13 protein-coding genes are annotated in these 15,514 nt (G+C 66.6%); 11 read left to right on the top strand and 2 right to left on the bottom strand.

The genetic code is table 11. The features are described from left to right. The 3 genes from LH19_RS22750 (at position 1) to LH19_RS22740 (ending at position 5,643) form a co-directional block, all read left to right on the top strand. On the top strand, positions 1 to 1,011 hold the full coding sequence (locus tag LH19_RS22750) for a sugar kinase (RefSeq protein ID WP_054731982.1): 1,011 nt from the start codon (positions 1 to 3) through the stop codon (positions 1,009 to 1,011). Positions 1,012 to 1,283: 272 nt separating this feature from the next. Further along, positions 1,284 to 3,896, top strand: coding sequence for a TonB-dependent receptor (locus LH19_RS22745; RefSeq protein WP_158514474.1), 2,613 nt, complete (start codon positions 1,284 to 1,286; stop codon positions 3,894 to 3,896). A gap of 67 nt (positions 3,897 to 3,963) precedes the next feature. After that, positions 3,964 to 5,643 carry a hypothetical protein gene (locus LH19_RS22740; RefSeq protein ID WP_054731980.1) on the top strand — a complete coding sequence of 560 codons (1,680 nt, stop codon included), beginning with the start codon at positions 3,964 to 3,966 and terminating at the stop codon, positions 5,641 to 5,643. A 3-nt stretch (positions 5,644 to 5,646) separates the two neighbouring features. Here LH19_RS22740 and LH19_RS22735 read toward each other — a convergent pair whose 3' ends face one another. Next, complete coding sequence (locus LH19_RS22735; RefSeq protein WP_054731979.1) at positions 5,647 to 6,690, bottom strand: LacI family DNA-binding transcriptional regulator; 1,044 nt, start codon at positions 6,688 to 6,690, stop codon at positions 5,647 to 5,649. Between the two features lie 177 nt (positions 6,691 to 6,867). Between LH19_RS22735 and LH19_RS22730 the strand changes: the two genes are divergently transcribed. The 4 genes from LH19_RS22730 to LH19_RS22715 are packed head-to-tail and all read left to right on the top strand — an operon-like array spanning position 6,868 to position 11,700. After that, a complete protein-coding gene (locus tag LH19_RS22730) occupies positions 6,868 to 7,653 on the top strand; it encodes a 2-keto-4-pentenoate hydratase (protein WP_054731978.1) in 786 nt (261 codons plus the stop codon). 20 nt (positions 7,654 to 7,673) lie between these two features. Continuing rightward, entirely contained in the window at positions 7,674 to 8,978 is a 1,305-nt protein-coding gene (locus tag LH19_RS22725) for an MFS transporter (RefSeq protein ID WP_054731977.1), read from the top strand. Beyond that, positions 8,975 to 10,387: a glucuronate isomerase gene (gene uxaC / locus LH19_RS22720; protein ID WP_054731976.1), complete on the top strand. Its 1,413-nt coding sequence runs from the start codon at positions 8,975 to 8,977 to the stop codon at positions 10,385 to 10,387. The genes LH19_RS22725 and uxaC overlap by 4 nt, the downstream gene beginning before the upstream one ends. Continuing rightward, the gene (locus LH19_RS22715) at positions 10,384 to 11,700 is read left to right on the top strand and encodes a mannitol dehydrogenase family protein (protein ID WP_234716006.1); all 1,317 of its coding nucleotides are present in this window, start codon (positions 10,384 to 10,386) and stop codon (positions 11,698 to 11,700) included. The genes uxaC and LH19_RS22715 overlap by 4 nt, the downstream gene beginning before the upstream one ends. Here the strand turns inward: LH19_RS22715 and LH19_RS22710 are convergent. Beyond that, positions 11,697 to 12,584, bottom strand: a complete 888-nt coding sequence (locus LH19_RS22710; RefSeq protein ID WP_054731975.1) for a LysR family transcriptional regulator — start codon at positions 12,582 to 12,584, stop codon at positions 11,697 to 11,699. The genes LH19_RS22715 and LH19_RS22710 overlap by 4 nt on opposite strands. A gap of 99 nt (positions 12,585 to 12,683) precedes the next feature. On the opposite strand from LH19_RS22710, the gene LH19_RS22705 reads away from it, so the two are divergent. From LH19_RS22705 to LH19_RS22690, 4 genes are all read left to right on the top strand, one after another. After that, complete coding sequence (locus LH19_RS22705; RefSeq protein WP_054731974.1) at positions 12,684 to 14,177, top strand: CoA-acylating methylmalonate-semialdehyde dehydrogenase; 1,494 nt, start codon at positions 12,684 to 12,686, stop codon at positions 14,175 to 14,177. 98 nt (positions 14,178 to 14,275) lie between these two features. Then, entirely contained in the window at positions 14,276 to 14,800 is a 525-nt protein-coding gene (locus LH19_RS22700; protein ID WP_054731973.1) for a hypothetical protein, read from the top strand. A gap of 23 nt (positions 14,801 to 14,823) precedes the next feature. Beyond that, entirely contained in the window at positions 14,824 to 15,126 is a 303-nt protein-coding gene (locus LH19_RS22695) for an I78 family peptidase inhibitor (RefSeq protein WP_054731972.1), read from the top strand. Then, positions 15,119 to 15,514, top strand: coding sequence for a RidA family protein (locus LH19_RS22690; RefSeq protein WP_054731971.1), 396 nt, complete (start codon positions 15,119 to 15,121; stop codon positions 15,512 to 15,514). Before LH19_RS22695 ends, LH19_RS22690 begins: the two co-directional genes overlap by 8 nt.

The raw sequence follows: 15,514 nt of genomic DNA, 5'->3' as shown, positions 1-15,514 counted from the left end.
ATGCCGGACCGTCTCGTCTTCTTCGGCGAACTGCTGATCCGCCTCACCGCGCCGGGCAACGAACTGCTGATGCAGTCGCCGGCGCTCGCGCTCCATGTCGGCGGGGCCGAGGCGAATGTCGCGATCGGGCTCGCCCATCTCGGCCACGACTGTGCGATGGTGAGCACGGTTCCCGCCAATGCACTCGGGCGCGGGGCGGTGGCGGCGGTGCGCGGCGCGGGCGTCGATTGCGGCGCGGTCGCGACCGGCGCGGGGCGGATGGGGCTCTATTTCCTCAGCGTCGGGGCCGGGCTGCGCGCCTCCGAGATCGTCTACGACCGCGCCGGATCGAGCTTCGCCGCGCGCGGTGCGGAGGATTATGACTGGGACGCGCTGCTCGCCGGAGCGGGGCTGCTGCACTTGTCGGGGATCACCCCCGCGCTCGGGCCGCGTTCGGCCGAAGCGGCGCTGGCGGCGGCGCGCGCGGCAAAGCGGCTCGGCGTGCCGGTCAGCTTCGACGGCAATTACCGCGCGATGCTGTGGCAGGCGTGGGACAGCGATCCGCGCGCGATCCTCGGCGAACTGATCGGCCTCGCCGATATATTCTTCGGCAACCACCGCGACCTGTCGCTCGTCCTCGGCAAGGATTTCGGCGGCGAGGGCGAAGACCGGCGGCGCGAGGCGGCGGAGGCGGGCTTTGCTGCCTTCCCCGACCTGCGGATCATCGCCTCGACCGCGCGACATGTCCTTACCGCCGACCATCACCGCGTCGCCGCGCGCGTCGACCGTCGGGACAGCACACACCAGACCGGCGAGGTCGACGTGACCGGCATCGTCGATCGCATCGGCGCCGGCGACGCCTTCGCCGCCGGGGTGCTCCACGCCTGGCGCGCGGGCGGCGATGCGCGCGCGATGGCCGAAACCGGCCTCGCGCTCACCTGCCTCAAACATTCGCTGCCCGGCGATGCCAGCCGCTTCGGCGCCGCCGATATTGCGGCGTTCCACGCCGGCGGGCTCGACGTCCGGCGCTGATCGCATCGGCGCCGGCCCGGGCGGTCAAAGTTGTACGACAATCGCGCTTGACATCGATCATCCAATAGGTCACCTGTTACTGACACCGGTTACCTGAATCGGTCAACGAAACGATATCGATGGGGGAGAGGGCGTCCGGCCCGCCGAAAACGGCGGCCTCCCGCTTGCTCTCGGAAAAGGATGGCAAAAGCGCGTCGATCCGTTTTTGCCTGCAAGAGTAACCGGTGTCATTTCTTGCTTTGGCGGAGATGCGCTGCGAAAGGGAGGACCATATGGCTATTCGGATGAAGCGGGGCGGCGCCTTGACGGCGAAACTGGCGGGCGGCGTGTCGCTCGCGGTGCTGATGGCGGCACCCGCCTATGCGCAGGAAGCGGGCGCGGACACGCCCGAAGGCGAAATCATCGTGACCGGCATTCGCGCATCACTCGAGCGGGCGGCGGATATCAAGCGCGAGGCGGGGCAGGTGATGGACGTCATCACCGCCGAGGATGTCGGCAAGCTTCCCGACGCCAATGTCGCCGAGGCGCTGCAGCGCGTTACCGGCGTCCAGATCACCCGTGTTTTCGGCGAGGGCCAGTCGGTGTCGGTGCGCGGGCTGCAACAGGTCCGCGTCGAAGTCGACGGGCGCACCCTGCTCGGCTGGTCGGCGCGGCTGTCGCCGCCCGAGAACGACCAGCTCGGCCGCTCGTCGGGGCTCGATTCGGTGCCGTCGAGCCTGTTCGGCCGCCTCGAAGTGCGCAAGTCGCCGCTTGCCAGCCAAGCCGAGGGCGGGCTGGGCGGCACGGTCAACCTCGTCACCCCGAAACCGCTCTCGTTCAAGGAGCCGACCGCGTCGCTGCGCGTGCAGGGCGTTTATTCGGAGAACAGCGACAAGTTCGAACCCGCGATCACCGGCTTTGCGACGACGAAATTCGCCGACGACCGCATCGGCATCATGATCGCCGGCGAATATCAGAAGCGCACGTCGGTCACCCAGGCCTTCGAGCGCAACAATTTCCTGAATCGCAACTATGCCGCTGGCGGCGACACGATCGTCCAGCCGACCCCGGCGCTGCTGCAATATGAACAGTTCACCGTCGACCGTTCGCGGCTCGGCCTCAACGGCGCGATCCAGTTCGAGGTGACGCCCGAATTCACGCTCACCGCCGACGCGCTCTATTCGAAGCTCAAGACCGGGCGCCGGCAGGACTTTTTCGCGTTCCGCCTGCCCACCGGCGCCAATCCGGTGACCGATGCGGTGGTCGAGGACGGCATGGTGGTTGCGGGCAACGCCAACGGCACCGTCACCACCGCGGGGCAGATCCGCAACGAGCCGACCGAAAGCTTCCTCTACGGGCTCAATGGCAAATATGAGAGCGGCGGGCTGACGATCGAGGCCGACGGCTATTACAGCAAGGGCACGATCGACCAGACGATCCAGATCATCACGCTGCAGGCGGCCGCGCCCGTCCCCGGCGCCTTCGATTTCCGCGATAACACCATCCCGTCGCTGACGCTCGGCGGCACTTTCGACCCCGCCGATTATGCGTCGTACAATCCCGCGAACAACGGCGTGCGCAGCAACCGGCTGATCGGGCTGCTCGAGGAATGGACCGGCAAGCTCGACGTCAGCTACGAAACCGGCGGCGGCGTCACCATCGCCGCCGGGGTGCGCTATACCGACCTGCACGCCCGGTCGAACGCCTATCGCAGCCAGGTGACGCCGACCCCCGACGAGATCGAGCCGTTCCTGAATCTCGTCGATCCACGGGATTTTCTGCCCGACATCGCGGGCAGCTTCCCGCGCGGCTTCCTCAGCACCGCGCCGACCTTCGACTATGTCTTCACCCGCGCGCAGGCGGCCGAACCCAATCCCGATGCGAACGGCCGGTCGACGCTGCTGCCCAACCTCCAGCGCGACTATGACTTCAGCGAACGCACGCTTGCCGCCTATCTGATGGTATCGGGCGAGGGCGAGATCCTCGGTATGCCGTACAAGGCGAATGCCGGGGTGCGTATCGCCAGCACCCGGCTGTCGGTCGATAGCTATGTCAACGTCGGCACGGTCAGCACGCTGCGCAACGACAAGAACCGCTATACGAACGTCCTGCCCAGCGCGAACATCGCCTTCAACGTCACCGACAATTTCCTGGTCCGCGTCTCGGGATCGCAGACGATGCAGCGCGCGTCGATCGCCGACCTTGCGCCGTCGACCTTTTTCAACGCGACCAACCTGTCGGTCACCGGCGGCAATGTGAACCTCAAGCCGCCGATCTCGACGCAGGCCGATGTCAGCTTCGAATATTATACGGGTAAGAGCTCGCTGATCTCGGGCGCGGTCTTCTACAAGGATGTGCAGGATTTCATCGCCAGCTTCGTGACCACCGGCGTCGACCTCGACCTCGACGACCAGGGGCGCGAGCTCACCTTCTCGCGACCCGAAAACCTCGCCAGCGCCCGGATCAAGGGCTTCGAGATCGGCATCCAGCAGTTCGCCGACTTCCTGCCCACGCCGTTCGACGGCCTCGGCATCATCGCCAACTACACCTATTCGGATTCGGAGGATAATGCCGGCTTCCCGCTCGTTGCGGTGTCGAAGAACAGCTACAACCTCGTTGGCCTCTATGAAAAAGGTCCTTTCTCGGCGCGAATCGCCTATAATTATCGCGACGAGGCGGTGTTCGAATTTTCCGAAGGGCGGCCGAGCTTCATCGGCGCGCGGTCGCAACTCGACGCCCAGCTCGGCTTCGACCTGACCGAGAATTTCGCCCTGTCGCTGCAGGCACAAAACCTGATGCCGAAAAAATCGGCTACGAGCGAATATAGCAATTTCAACCCGACCGCGCTCAATAGCTATGCCCTGTCGGAGCGGCGCTTCTCGGTCGGCGTGCGGGCGAAATTCTGATCCCCCACTCCGGTGGCGGCCGCCGTCCACGCCGCCACCGGAACCGGATCGTCAGGAGATTTGGATAGTGAAGATATCGGGTCATCGGCGCGCGCGCCTCGCTTTCGGTGCTGCGCTCGGCGCGCTGCTGGCTTTGCCGGCGCAGGCCGAACCGGCAAGCCCGCCCAAAATCCTCTCCGACCCCGCGACGATGGCGGCCAATCCGCTCCCCGACTTCTCCTACGCCGGCTACGGTTTCGGCCTCGCGCCGCTCCCCGCCGATGCGGGAACGGTCATCGAGGTTACCGACCATGGCGCGATCCCCGATGACGGGCTCGACGATACGAAGGCGGTGCTGCGCGCGCTCGCCGCGGCCAATGCGGTCAAGGGCAAGGTGACGCTGCGTTTTCCCAAGGGGCGGACGCAGATCACCGAGGTGCTGCGCATCACGCGCAGCGATATCGTCCTCGACGGTGCCGGCGACGGGAACGGCGGCAGCGAACTCTGGTTTCCCCGGCCGCTGAAGCTCATCGACAACAGCCATGATTATGACGAGCTGCGCGCCTATCTGGTGCGCGAGAAGAAATATCAGGTCGAGCCCGAGAACAACATCGACTATCTGTTCACCGAATACAGCTGGGCCGGCGGGATGATCACCGTCGGACCCGACAAGACGCGCGCCGTCTCCTACGACGGCAGCAAGGATGCGCGCGACCCGGTGCTGGCGCGCGGCGTCGCGGGAAAACAGTTCGGCCGCACGCTCACCGTCGACGACGCTACGAAGCTCAAGGCCGGCGACGTCGTCCAGCTCCAATGGTTTTCGGTCGACGGTCCGAAGAGCGCGATATTGAAATCGCTCTACGGCGACACCGACCTGCCGATCGGATCGCATCACTGGTCGTCGCCCGACCGCCCCGTAGTCGTGCAGGCGACGCGCATCGCGGCGATCCGCGGCAAGACGGTAACGCTGGGCGATCCGTTGCTCCACGACGTGCGCGCCGACCAGCCCGCAGTGCTCGCGAACTGGCGGCATCTCGAACATGTCGGCATCCAGAATCTGCGGCTGCAATTCCCCGCAGCGCCGGCGTTCGGCCATCACCTCGAACAGGGCTATAACGGCATCTATATGACCGGGGTCTTCGACGGCTGGGTCCGCTACCTCGTCATCGACCGGTCGGACAGCGGCATATTGACCGACAATGCCGCCAGCCTGACGATCGCCGATGTGACGACGACGGGCGATCGCGCCGCGCATTATTCGGTGCATGTCGGCGCAGTGCACAATGTGCTGGTCCGGGATCTGAAGGTCGAGAATCCGGTGATCCACCCGCTCAGCGTCAACACGCGCTCGACGCGCTCGGTCTTCCTTCGCTCGACCGTCGCGCAGGATGGCGTGATCGACCAGCATAGCGGATCGAACCACCAGAATCTGTTCGATCAGGTGACGCTGCATATCGACCCGAAGCAGGACAAGGGCGCGTGGCGCTACCGGCTGTGGATGGGCGGCGGCGCGCCTTACTGGAAGCCGGGGCACGGGCTTTACAACACGCTGTGGAACGCGCGGCTGGTGATCTCCGACGCGGTTCCGGCAGACGCCGAGGTTGCGATCGTCAGCGGGCTCGAGGGGCCGGGCGAGCGGATCGTCGGGCTGCACGCGAACCGCCGGATCACGGTCAGCTACGACCCCGCCCCCTATATCGAGGCGACGGGCATGGCCGTCGATGCGGTACCCTCGCTCTACGATTATCAGCTGGCGCGGCGGCGCTGATCCTCACCGCCCGGGCGGGGCGACCGACTGGCGTTCGACGAAGGTCGAGGTGAGCGCGGCGGGGTCGGGGTCGATGGCCTTGGCGCCCGCACCGAGGAAGTCGGGAACAAGGAGCTGCGCCGCGCGCACCCCCATCTGGCGGATCGGCCAGCGCACCGTGCTCAGCGCCGGCCAGATATGCGTCGCGGTCGGCGAATCGTCGAAGCCGATGATCGACAGCGCGCCCGGCACCGCGATCCCCTTGCCATGCGCGACGCTCATCACGCCGGCCGCCATTTCGTCGTTCGAGCAGAAGATCGCGGTCGGCGGTTCGGCGAGCGCCAGCAATTTTTCGCCGGCCTCGACGCCGGCGGCGTAGCGGTAATTGCCGGGCGCATAATGCTCTTCGGCAAGGCTCAGTCCGGCGTCGGCGAGCGCCTCGCGGAAGCCCTTTTCGCGCTCGGCCGCCGAACGGAAGCCCTCGGGCCCGCGTACGAACCCGATGCGGCGGTGGCCAAGGTCGACAAGCCGCCGCACCGCTTCCTTGACGACGTCATGGTCGTTCGACGAGACGCAATGCTGCGGATCGTCGAGCGGCGCCGAGCCGACGCGGACATAGCGTACGCCGAGGGTTTCGCAGAGCGCGGCAAGATCGTCATTCTCCGAAATCGGCGGCAGCAGCATCGCGCCGATCGGGCGCTGTTTTTCGAGGAAGGTGCGAACGTCGTCGAGCAGCCGGTCCGATCCCCGGTCGACCGGGCGGACGAGCAGCGCGAGGTCGCTGTCCTTGATCGCGTCGAGCACGCCCTGCTGGAAATTGAGTACCGTCTGCGCATTGGGGTTATCGTGGAGCAGCGCGATCAGGAAATTGCGGCGAAAGGCGAGCGCGCGCGCCTGCGGGTTGGGGACGAAGCCCAGCGTCTCGATCGCACCCTGAACGGCTTTGCGGGTCTTTTCGCTGATGAATTCGGACCGGTTGATGACGCGGCTGACGGTTTTTTTCGATACTCCGGCGAGCGCCGCCACATCATTGATCGTCGGTTGTTTGCCGCCCGCTTGTCCCACCATGACTCCAGCTTTCCTCCACAGGCCTTGCCCGGCGCGCCGCACCGTTCCCACCACTTTGGCCTGTCCCTTCCCTGATGGGCGCTCGGTTGGGCAAAATCAACCGCAACAACGGCTATTTGCTTGCTTTTGACACCGGTGTCTTTTAAGCCTCGTCGCGGAAGAGGAAAAAGCAGGCCCATGGCAGCGACCACCGAACAGAAAAATATCGCCGCAGCGTTCCTCGCCGCGCGCGCAAAAAAGACACCGCTTACCTTGTATCCCGGCGCGATGCCCGAAACGATGGCCGATGCCTATGCGATCCAGGATGCGGCGATCGCGCTCGACGGACGTCGCGTCGGCGGCTGGAAGGTCGGGCGCATCGCCGCCGAGCTCGTCGGCCGCTATGGCGATAACCGGCTGACCGGGCCGATCTTCGCCGACGAAATTGTCGGGGACGCCGGTGGAGCCCGCCCCGCCATGCCCGTCTATGCAGGCGGCTTCGCGGCGGCCGAAGCCGAAGTCGTGCTGTGCTTCGGGACGGTCGCGGACCATGATTATGACATTGCGTCGGTGCGCGACTGCGTCGCCGAGGTGCGGACCGGCATCGAAATCGCCAGCTCGCCTTTTCAGGGTATCAACCGCCACGGCCCTGCGGTCACCGCTTCGGACTTCGGCAACAACAGGGGACTGGTGCTCGGGCCGCCGCTCGCCGGCTGGCAGGACAGGGACCTGATCCACATGCCGGTCGAGTTCGCCATCGACGGCGAAACCGTCGGCGCAGCGACGATGGAAACGATGCTCGACGGACCGTTCGGATCGGCGCTGTTCCTGATCCGCACCCTCCGCGCGCGCGGGATCGCGATCCCGCCCGGGACGTGGCTGTCGGCGGGCGCGATCACCGGCATCCACGAAATTCGCCCCGGCCAAAGCGGGGAAGCGCTGTTCGACGGAAAAATCCGCGTCGGCTGCACGATTAGCGATTAAGGAAAAATCGGGAGAGAATCATGGCACAGGCAAGTGCGGGCGAAGCGGCGGCAACGCCGACGTCCCGGGCGGGACGTTACCGCTGGCTGATCGTCGGGGTGCTGTTCGCCGCGACCACGGTCAACTACATCGACCGCACCATGCTCGGCCTGCTCGCGCCGACGCTCGGCGATGAGCTCGGGTGGACCGAAAATGATTATGGCAACATCGTCACCGCCTTTCAGGCCGCCTATGCGCTCGGTTTCCTCGCGATGGGCTGGCTGATCGACCGTTTCGGTCCCAAGGTCGGTTATGCGATCGCCATATCGATCTGGACGGTCGGCCATGTCGCGCACGGCTTCGCCTCCTCGGTCGCCTCCTTCATGATGGCGCGCGTCATCCTCGGCGTCGGCGAGGCGGGGCATTTCCCCTCGGTCGTCCGCGCGGCGAGCGAGTGGTTTCCGCAAAAGGAACGCGCCTATGCGATCGGCTGGGTCAACAGTGCGACGACGATCGGCGTCATCCTGACCGCACCGACGATCGCGCTGTTCATGCGCGTGCTCGGCTTCGACTGGCGCGAAACCTTCATCTATACCGGTGCCTTCGGCATGATCCTGCTGCTGCTCTGGCTGTGGCTCTACAGCAACCCGCGCGAAAGCGGGAAGGTGAGCGAGGCGGAACTTGCGTGGATCGAGCATGACCCGCCCGAAACGGTCGAGCGCCTCGGCTGGGGCGCCATCGTCACCAAGCGTGAGGCATGGGCTTATGCGATCGGAAAGTTCCTGACCGATCCCGTCTGGTTCCTGATGCTCTTCTGGCTGCCCAAATATTTCAGCACCACCTACGACGTCGACCTCAAGGTCGTATTGCTGCCGATGATCATCATGTACCTGCTCTCGGACGTCGGCAGCATCCTTGGCGGCTGGGTATCGTCGAAGCTGATCCAGACCGGCCGCAGCGTGAATTTCGCGCGCAAGGCGACGATGCTCGGCGCGGGTTGCTGTGTGCTGCCGTTGCTGTTCGTCTCGGGGCTCGACAATATGTGGCTCGCGGTGGTGCTGATCGGCATCGCGCTCGCGGGGCATCAGGCCTTTTCGTCGACGATCCTCTCGATCCCGCCCGACATGTTCCCGAAACGCGCGGTCGGATCGGTGATCGGGCTCGGCGGTTTCGCGGGCGGTGTCGGCGGGATGATCATGGCGAAGTCGACCGGGCTCGCGCTCGACGCGACGGGGGGCAGTTACACGGTGATCTTCGCCGCCTGCACGATCGTCTATTTCCTGGCGGTGCTGGCGATCCACCTCCTCAGCCCGCGCCTCGCGCCGGTCAGCGTCGAAAGCGCATGACGACCCCGCTGATCCTGCATCCCGACCGGCTGTTTCCGTCCGATCCGGGGCAGCGCGATATCGCCCGGCGGCTGTACGGGGCGGTCGCCGACCTGCCGATCATCAGCCCGCACGGGCACACCGATCCGGCGTGGTTTGCGGACAATGCGCCGTTCGGCAACGCCGCCGAACTGCTGCTGCATCCCGACCATTATATCTTCCGGATGCTCTACTCGCAGGGCGTGCCGCTCAAAGCGCTCGGCATCGGCAATCCGTCCGCCAACCCGCGCGAAAGCTGGCGGCTGTTCGCGCAACATTATCACCTCTTCCGCGGTACCCCGACGCGGATGTGGATGGATTGGGTGTTTGCCGAGGTGTTCGGGTTCGACGAGCAGTTCGATGCGGCGACGTCGGACCATTATTACGACCGCATCACCGATGCGTTGGGCGCCGACGCCTTCCGCCCGCGCGCGCTGTTCGACCGTTTCGGGATCGAGGTGATCGCGACCACCGAAAGCCCGCTCGACACCCTCAATCATCACGCCGCGATCCGCACCGCCAACCAAAGCGGCGAATGGAGCGGGCGCGTGATCACCGCCTATCGTCCGGACCCTGTCGTCGATCCCGAGTTCGAAGGTTTCGGCGACAATCTCCGGCGCTTCTCCGAACTCTCGGGCGAGGATGCCTTCAGCTATCCGGGCTATCTCGCCGCGCACCGGAACCGCCGCGCCTTTTTTGCCGAAATGGGCGCGACCTCGACCGATCACGGGCATCCGACCGCCGCGACCGCCGACCTGTCGGACGCCGAGGCCGAAGCGCTGTTCGCGCGGGTCACTGGCGACCATGTCAGCGCCGCCGATGCCGAACTGTTCCGCGCGCACATGCTGACGGTGATGGCGGGGATGAGCCTCGACGACGGGCTGGTGATGCAGATCCACCCCGGCAGTTTCCGCAACCACAACCCCGGGCTGTTCGTGCGCCATGGCCGCGACAAGGGCGCCGATATTCCGATGCGCACCGACTATGTCCATGCGCTGCGCCCTCTGCTCGCGCGCTACGGCAACGAGGCGGGGCTGACGATCATCCTCTTCACGCTCGACGAGACGAGCTATGCGCGCGAACTCGCGCCGCTCGCCGGCCATTATCCGGCGCTGCGGCTCGGCCCGGCCTGGTGGTTCCACGACAGCCCGGAGGGGATGCGCCGTTTCCGGGCGCAGGTCACCGAGACGGCGGGATTCTACAACACCGTCGGTTTCAACGACGACACGCGCGCCTTCCTGTCGATCCCCGCGCGCCACGACGTCGCGCGGCGGATCGACTGCGGCTTCCTCGCCGGGCTCGTCGCCGAACATCGTATGGAGGAATGGGAGGCCGCCGAACTCGCGGCCGACCTTGCCTGTAACCTCGCCAGAAAAGCATATCGGCTGTGAGACTGTCGCCCGATACGCCGCTACCCGCCGCGGTGCAGCGCCCGGCCTATGACCGGCACGCGCAGGCGACGGGGATCGTCCATCTCGGCATCGGCGCCTTCCACCGCGCGCATCAGGCGGTCTATACCGACGACGCGATGAATGCGGGCGACCGCGACTGGGGCATCATCGGCGTGTCGCTGCGCGCGCCCGATGTCGCGGCGCAGCTCGGCCCGCAGGACGGGCTCTATACGGTGAGCGCCCGCGGCGCTGCGGGCACGCGGCTGCGCCTGATCGGTGCGGTGCGCAAACCGCTCGTTGCGGCGGAGCATCCGCAGGCGGTGATCGACGCCATCGCTGCGCCCGCGACGCATATCGTCAGCCTTACCGTGACCGAGAAAGGCTATTTGCGCCGCCCCGACGGATCGCTCGACCTCGCGGCGGCAGTCGGGGCGGCGAGCCTCTATCGCTTTGTCGCGGCCGGGCTCGCGGCGCGCAAGGCGGCGGGGCTGGGCGGGCTCACTCTGCTCAGTTGCGACAATCTTGCCGGCAACGGCGCGGTGCTGCGCCGGTTGATGCGCGAATATCTCGCCGCCTATCATCCCGGCCTCGCGTCATGGTTCGATGGCGAATGCACCTGTCCCGCGACGATGGTCGACCGGATCGTTCCCGCCACGACCGACGCCGACCGCGCCGCCGTCGAAACCGCGCTCGGCGCCCGCGACGAGGGCGCGGTCGTCACCGAAAGTTTCAGCCAGTGGGTGATCGAGGATGACTTCGCCGGCGCGCGCCCGCGCTGGGAAAAGGCCGGCGCCGAACTGGTCGCCGACGTCGCACCCTATGAAACCGCAAAGCTGCGGCTGCTCAACGGCGCCCATTCGGCGCTCGCCTATATCGGGCTCGGGCGGGGGCATATATTCGTCCATCAGGCGATCGCCGATCCCGACATCCGCCCGGTCATCGAACGGCTGATGCGCGAAGAAGCAGCGCCGACGATCGCCGCGGCGCCGGGTCAGGACCTGTCCGCCTATGCCGACGCGTTGCTCGATCGCTTTGCCAATCCGGCGCTCGACCACCGCCTCGCCCAGATCGCGATGGATGGCAGCCAGAAGATTCCGCAGCGCTGGCTCGAAACGCTGGCCTGGCATCAACAGCGCGGGGTGCATTGCCCTTCGCTCGCGGCGGCGGTGGCGGCGTGGGTCGCTTTCCTGCGCAGCGGCGAGCCCGTCGACGACCCGCTCGCCGACCGGTTGCGTGCCGCCGTAGCCGGGCCGGATGCGATGGCAAGGCTGTTCGGGGAGGGCGGGCTGATCGCGTCGGACTGGCGGCCTTAGGCCGGAACGAGCAGTCCCCGGCTCTCGCGCACCTCGGCGTCGAGCCAGTCGATGAACGCCCGGATGCGCGGCTGCGGGGCGACGTCGCGGTGGAGCGCGAGCCAGAAGGCGCGCGCAATCGTCTGTTCGGGCCGCGCCCGCACCAGCCCGGGATCGCCGGCGGCGATAAAGCAGGGAAGCACGCCGACCCCGGCGCCGCCCGCGATCATCCGCCGCTGCGCGAGGATCGACGACGACCGCACGCTGGCGCGCAGCCCCGGCTCGATCTCGTCGAGATAATCGAGTTCGGGCGCGTAAAGAATATCGGGCATATAGCCGATCACCGGGATTCCGGCGCGCGACAGCGGCGCCTGCCCGACCGCCTGTTGCCAGTCGGGGCGGCTGGCGGGCGCATAAAGGCCGAGGCTGTAGTCCGACAGCTTGCGTGTGATCAGCGGGCCTTTTCTGGGTCGCGCGAGCAGCACCGCCATATCGGCCTCGCGCCGCGACGGATTGAGGAAGCCCGAAGAGGCGACAAGGTCGATCTCGAGCTCGGGGTGCGCGGCGACGAAGGTGGCGAGCCGCGGCGCGATGAAGCTGTTGCCGAACCCCTCGGTCACGCTGAGCCGCAACTGCCCCGACAATCCCGCCCGGCCGCCCGGCGCCATGTGGACGCGTGCCGCCGCTGCGGCCATCGCCTCGGCATGCGGGACCAGCGCCCGTCCCGCCGCGGTCAGCACGAAACCGGTCGGCGCGCGTTCGAAGAGCGTCTGGCCGAGTGCGGCTTCGAGCGCGCTGACCCGCCGGCTGACCGTCGTCGCGTCGACATGCAGCGCCGCCCCGGCGCGCGCGAGGGTGCCGTGCCGCGCGACGAGCAGGAAATATTGCAGCCTGTCCCAATCCATATGCTGCAAATATGCAGGATTGAACTGCAAGTCTATCCCTTGCTTTCAGCGCGCGATTCGTCTGTTGCAGCGGGCAATCACAGACGGGAGATTCGACCCATGCGACAGATTGACCACCACATCGTCGGCGGTGCCGGCGGCAGCAGCCGCTTCGCCGACGTGCTCGACCCGAACAATGGCGGCGTCCAGGCGCAGGTCGCGCTCGGCGACCGCGCCGTCCTCGACCGCGCCGTTGCGGCGGCGAAGGCCGCGCAGCCCGCCTGGGCCACGACCAATCCGCAGCGCCGCGCGCGCGTGATGTTCGACTTCAAGCGTCTCGTCGAAGCCAATATGAACGAGCTCGCGCAAATCCTGTCGGCCGAGCATGGCAAGGTGATCGCCGATGCCAAGGGCGATATCCAGCGCGGCCTCGACGTCGTCGAATTCGCCTGCGCCGCGCCGCATATCCTGAAGGGCGAATATACCGTCGGCGCCGGCCCGGGCATCGACGTCTATTCGATGCGCCAGCCGATCGGCATCGGCGCCGGCATCACCCCGTTCAACTTCCCCGCGATGATCCCGCTGTGGATGGGTGCGATCGCGACCGTCGTCGGCAACGCCTTCATCCTCAAGCCCAGCGAACGCGATCCCAGCGTGCCGGTGCGGCTGGCCGAACTCTTCCTCGAAGCGGGCATGCCCGAAGGCATTTTTCAGACCGTCCACGGCGACAAGGAAATGGTCGACGCGATCCTCGATCATCCCGATATCGGCGCGGTGAGCTTCGTCGGCTCGTCCGACATCGCGCATTATGTCTACAATCGCGGCGTCGCGAACGGCAAGCGCGTGCAGGCGATGGGCGGCGCGAAGAACCACGGCATCGTGATGCCCGACGCCGATCTCGACCAAGTCGTGAACGACCTGACCGGCGCCGCTTTCGGCTCGGCGGGCGAACGCTGCATGGCGCTGCCCGTGGTCGTCCCCGTCGGCGAGGACACCGCGAACCGCCTCCGTGAAAAGCTCGTCCCGGCGATCGAGGCGCTGCGCGTCGGCGTGTCGACCGACGACGAAGCGCATTACGGCCCCGTCGTGACGCAGGCGCACAAGGACAAGGTCGAAGGCTGGATCGCGAAATGCGCCGAAGAAGGCGCCGAACTGGTTATCGACGGCCGCGGCTTCACGCTGCAGGGCCATGAAAAGGGCTTCTTCGTCGGCCCGACGCTGTTCGACCATGTCACCCCCGACATGGAAAGCTACAAGGAAGAAATCTTCGGCCCCGTGCTGCAGATCGTCCGTGCCCCCGATTTCGAAAGCGCGCTCGAACTGCCGTCGAAGCATCAATATGGCAATGGCGTCGCGATCTTCACCCGCAACGGCCACGCCGCGCGCGAATTTGCGGCGCGCGTCAACGTCGGCATGGTCGGCATCAACGTGCCGATCCCGGTGCCCGTCGCCTATCACACCTTCGGCGGCTGGAAGCGCTCGGCGTTCGGCGACACCAACCAGCACGGTATGGAAGGCGTGAAGTTCTGGACCAAGGTCAAGACGATCACCGCGCGCTGGCCCGACGGGTCGCCCGACGGCGGCAACGCCTTCGTCATCCCGACGATGGGGTAACGCCGGTTGCGGCGGTGTCCGATCCTGTCCGGCGAAAGCGGCGCGCGATGAAACCCGCGCGCCGCACCGGGCATTTCTCCTTCCGAAGGAGACTAGAAATGACCCGCTTCATGCTTCCCGCGATGGTGCTGCTTCTCGCCGCGTGCAGCGGCGGCGAGGACAAGTCCGGACCCGAAGACACGGCCGAGATATCGCCGTTGCAAAAGGCCGACCGCCCGGCGCCCGAAACGGCGGTGGATGAAGACCTGCCCGAAGCCACCGAGCCCGCGCCCGTGCAAGAAAAGGCCGAAAGCGCTGGCGACGGCAAGTCGATCCCCGCCGCGATCCGGGGCCGCTGGGCGCTGAAAGCCGCCGATTGTGCGGCGAAGCGTGGCACCGATCTCACCGCGCTGGTCATCGACGCCGCCAACCTGCGCTTCTTCGAATCGCACGGCGAACTCGCCCGGGTTCGCGAGAGCGGTGCCGAGCGGATCGTCGCCGACTACCGCTTCAGCGGCGAGGGCGAGGAATGGGATCGCCGGATGCAGCTCGAACTCGCCGACGGCGGCAAAACGCTCGTTCGTCGCGATTCTGGCGAGGGTGCCGCGGCCGAGCCGATACGCTATACGCGCTGTGCCGGATGACGGCTTTGCAAGGGAGACTCACGATGGACATTCGCATCATGGCAATCGCCGCCGTTCTGCCGCTCGCCGCCTGCACGCAGGAACGGCCGCCCGAATCGACCCCGCCGCCGCCCGAAGCCGAAATGACGTGCAAGGCCGACGCGGTGCAAAGCTATGTCGGCCAGAGCGTCAGCCCCGACCTCGGTGCGGCGATCCTCAAGGCATCGGGTGCGCGCACGCTGCGCTGGGGCCCGCCGCGCTCGGCGATGACGATGGACTATCGCGTCGACCGGGTGAACGTGATGTACGACGACGCTTCGAAGATCACGCAGGTCACCTGTGGCTGAATACAGCCGCCGCAATCATAGCTCCGCATCCCCCTTCGAACCGGTCTACGGCTACAGCCGGGCGGTTCGGGTGGGGAATCGCATCGACGTCGCCGGCTGCGCACCGATCGAGCCCGACGGTTCGTCGACCCCCGGCGACGCGGGGGCGCAGGCGGCGCGCTGCATCGCGATCATCGGCGAAGCGCTCGAAGCGCTCGGCGGCAGTTTCGCCGACGTCGTGCGCACCCGCATGTACATTACCGACGCCGCGGATGCCGATCTTGTGGGGCGGGCGCATGGATCGGCATTCAAAAATGTCCGACCGGCATCGACGATGCTGGTTGTGCCGGCGCTGATCCGCCCCGAATGGAAAGTCGAAATCGAAGCCGAAGCCATTTTAGAGAAGTGA

The sequence above is a fragment of the Sphingopyxis macrogoltabida genome (genome assembly GCF_001314325.1).
Lineage (GTDB): Bacteria > Pseudomonadota > Alphaproteobacteria > Sphingomonadales > Sphingomonadaceae > Sphingopyxis > Sphingopyxis macrogoltabida.
Note: the sequence above shows the minus strand (reverse complement) of the source record. Positions and strands in the feature narration are given on the sequence as shown.

Coding starts and splice junctions, on each gene's coding strand:
- LH19_RS22750 (WP_054731982.1), top strand. CDS start 1: ATGCCGGACCGTCTCGTCTTCTTCGGCGAACTGCTGATCCGCCTCACC.
- LH19_RS22745 (WP_158514474.1), top strand. CDS start 1,284: ATGGCTATTCGGATGAAGCGGGGCGGCGCCTTGACGGCGAAACTGGCG.
- LH19_RS22735 (WP_054731979.1), bottom strand. CDS start 6,690: ATGGTGGGACAAGCGGGCGGCAAACAACCGACGATCAATGATGTGGCG.
- LH19_RS22730 (WP_054731978.1), top strand. CDS start 6,868: ATGGCAGCGACCACCGAACAGAAAAATATCGCCGCAGCGTTCCTCGCC.
- LH19_RS22725 (WP_054731977.1), top strand. CDS start 7,674: ATGGCACAGGCAAGTGCGGGCGAAGCGGCGGCAACGCCGACGTCCCGG.
- uxaC (WP_054731976.1), top strand. CDS start 8,975: ATGACGACCCCGCTGATCCTGCATCCCGACCGGCTGTTTCCGTCCGAT.
- LH19_RS22710 (WP_054731975.1), bottom strand. CDS start 12,584: ATGGATTGGGACAGGCTGCAATATTTCCTGCTCGTCGCGCGGCACGGC.
- LH19_RS22705 (WP_054731974.1), top strand. CDS start 12,684: ATGCGACAGATTGACCACCACATCGTCGGCGGTGCCGGCGGCAGCAGC.
- LH19_RS22700 (WP_054731973.1), top strand. CDS start 14,276: ATGACCCGCTTCATGCTTCCCGCGATGGTGCTGCTTCTCGCCGCGTGC.
- LH19_RS22695 (WP_054731972.1), top strand. CDS start 14,824: ATGGACATTCGCATCATGGCAATCGCCGCCGTTCTGCCGCTCGCCGCC.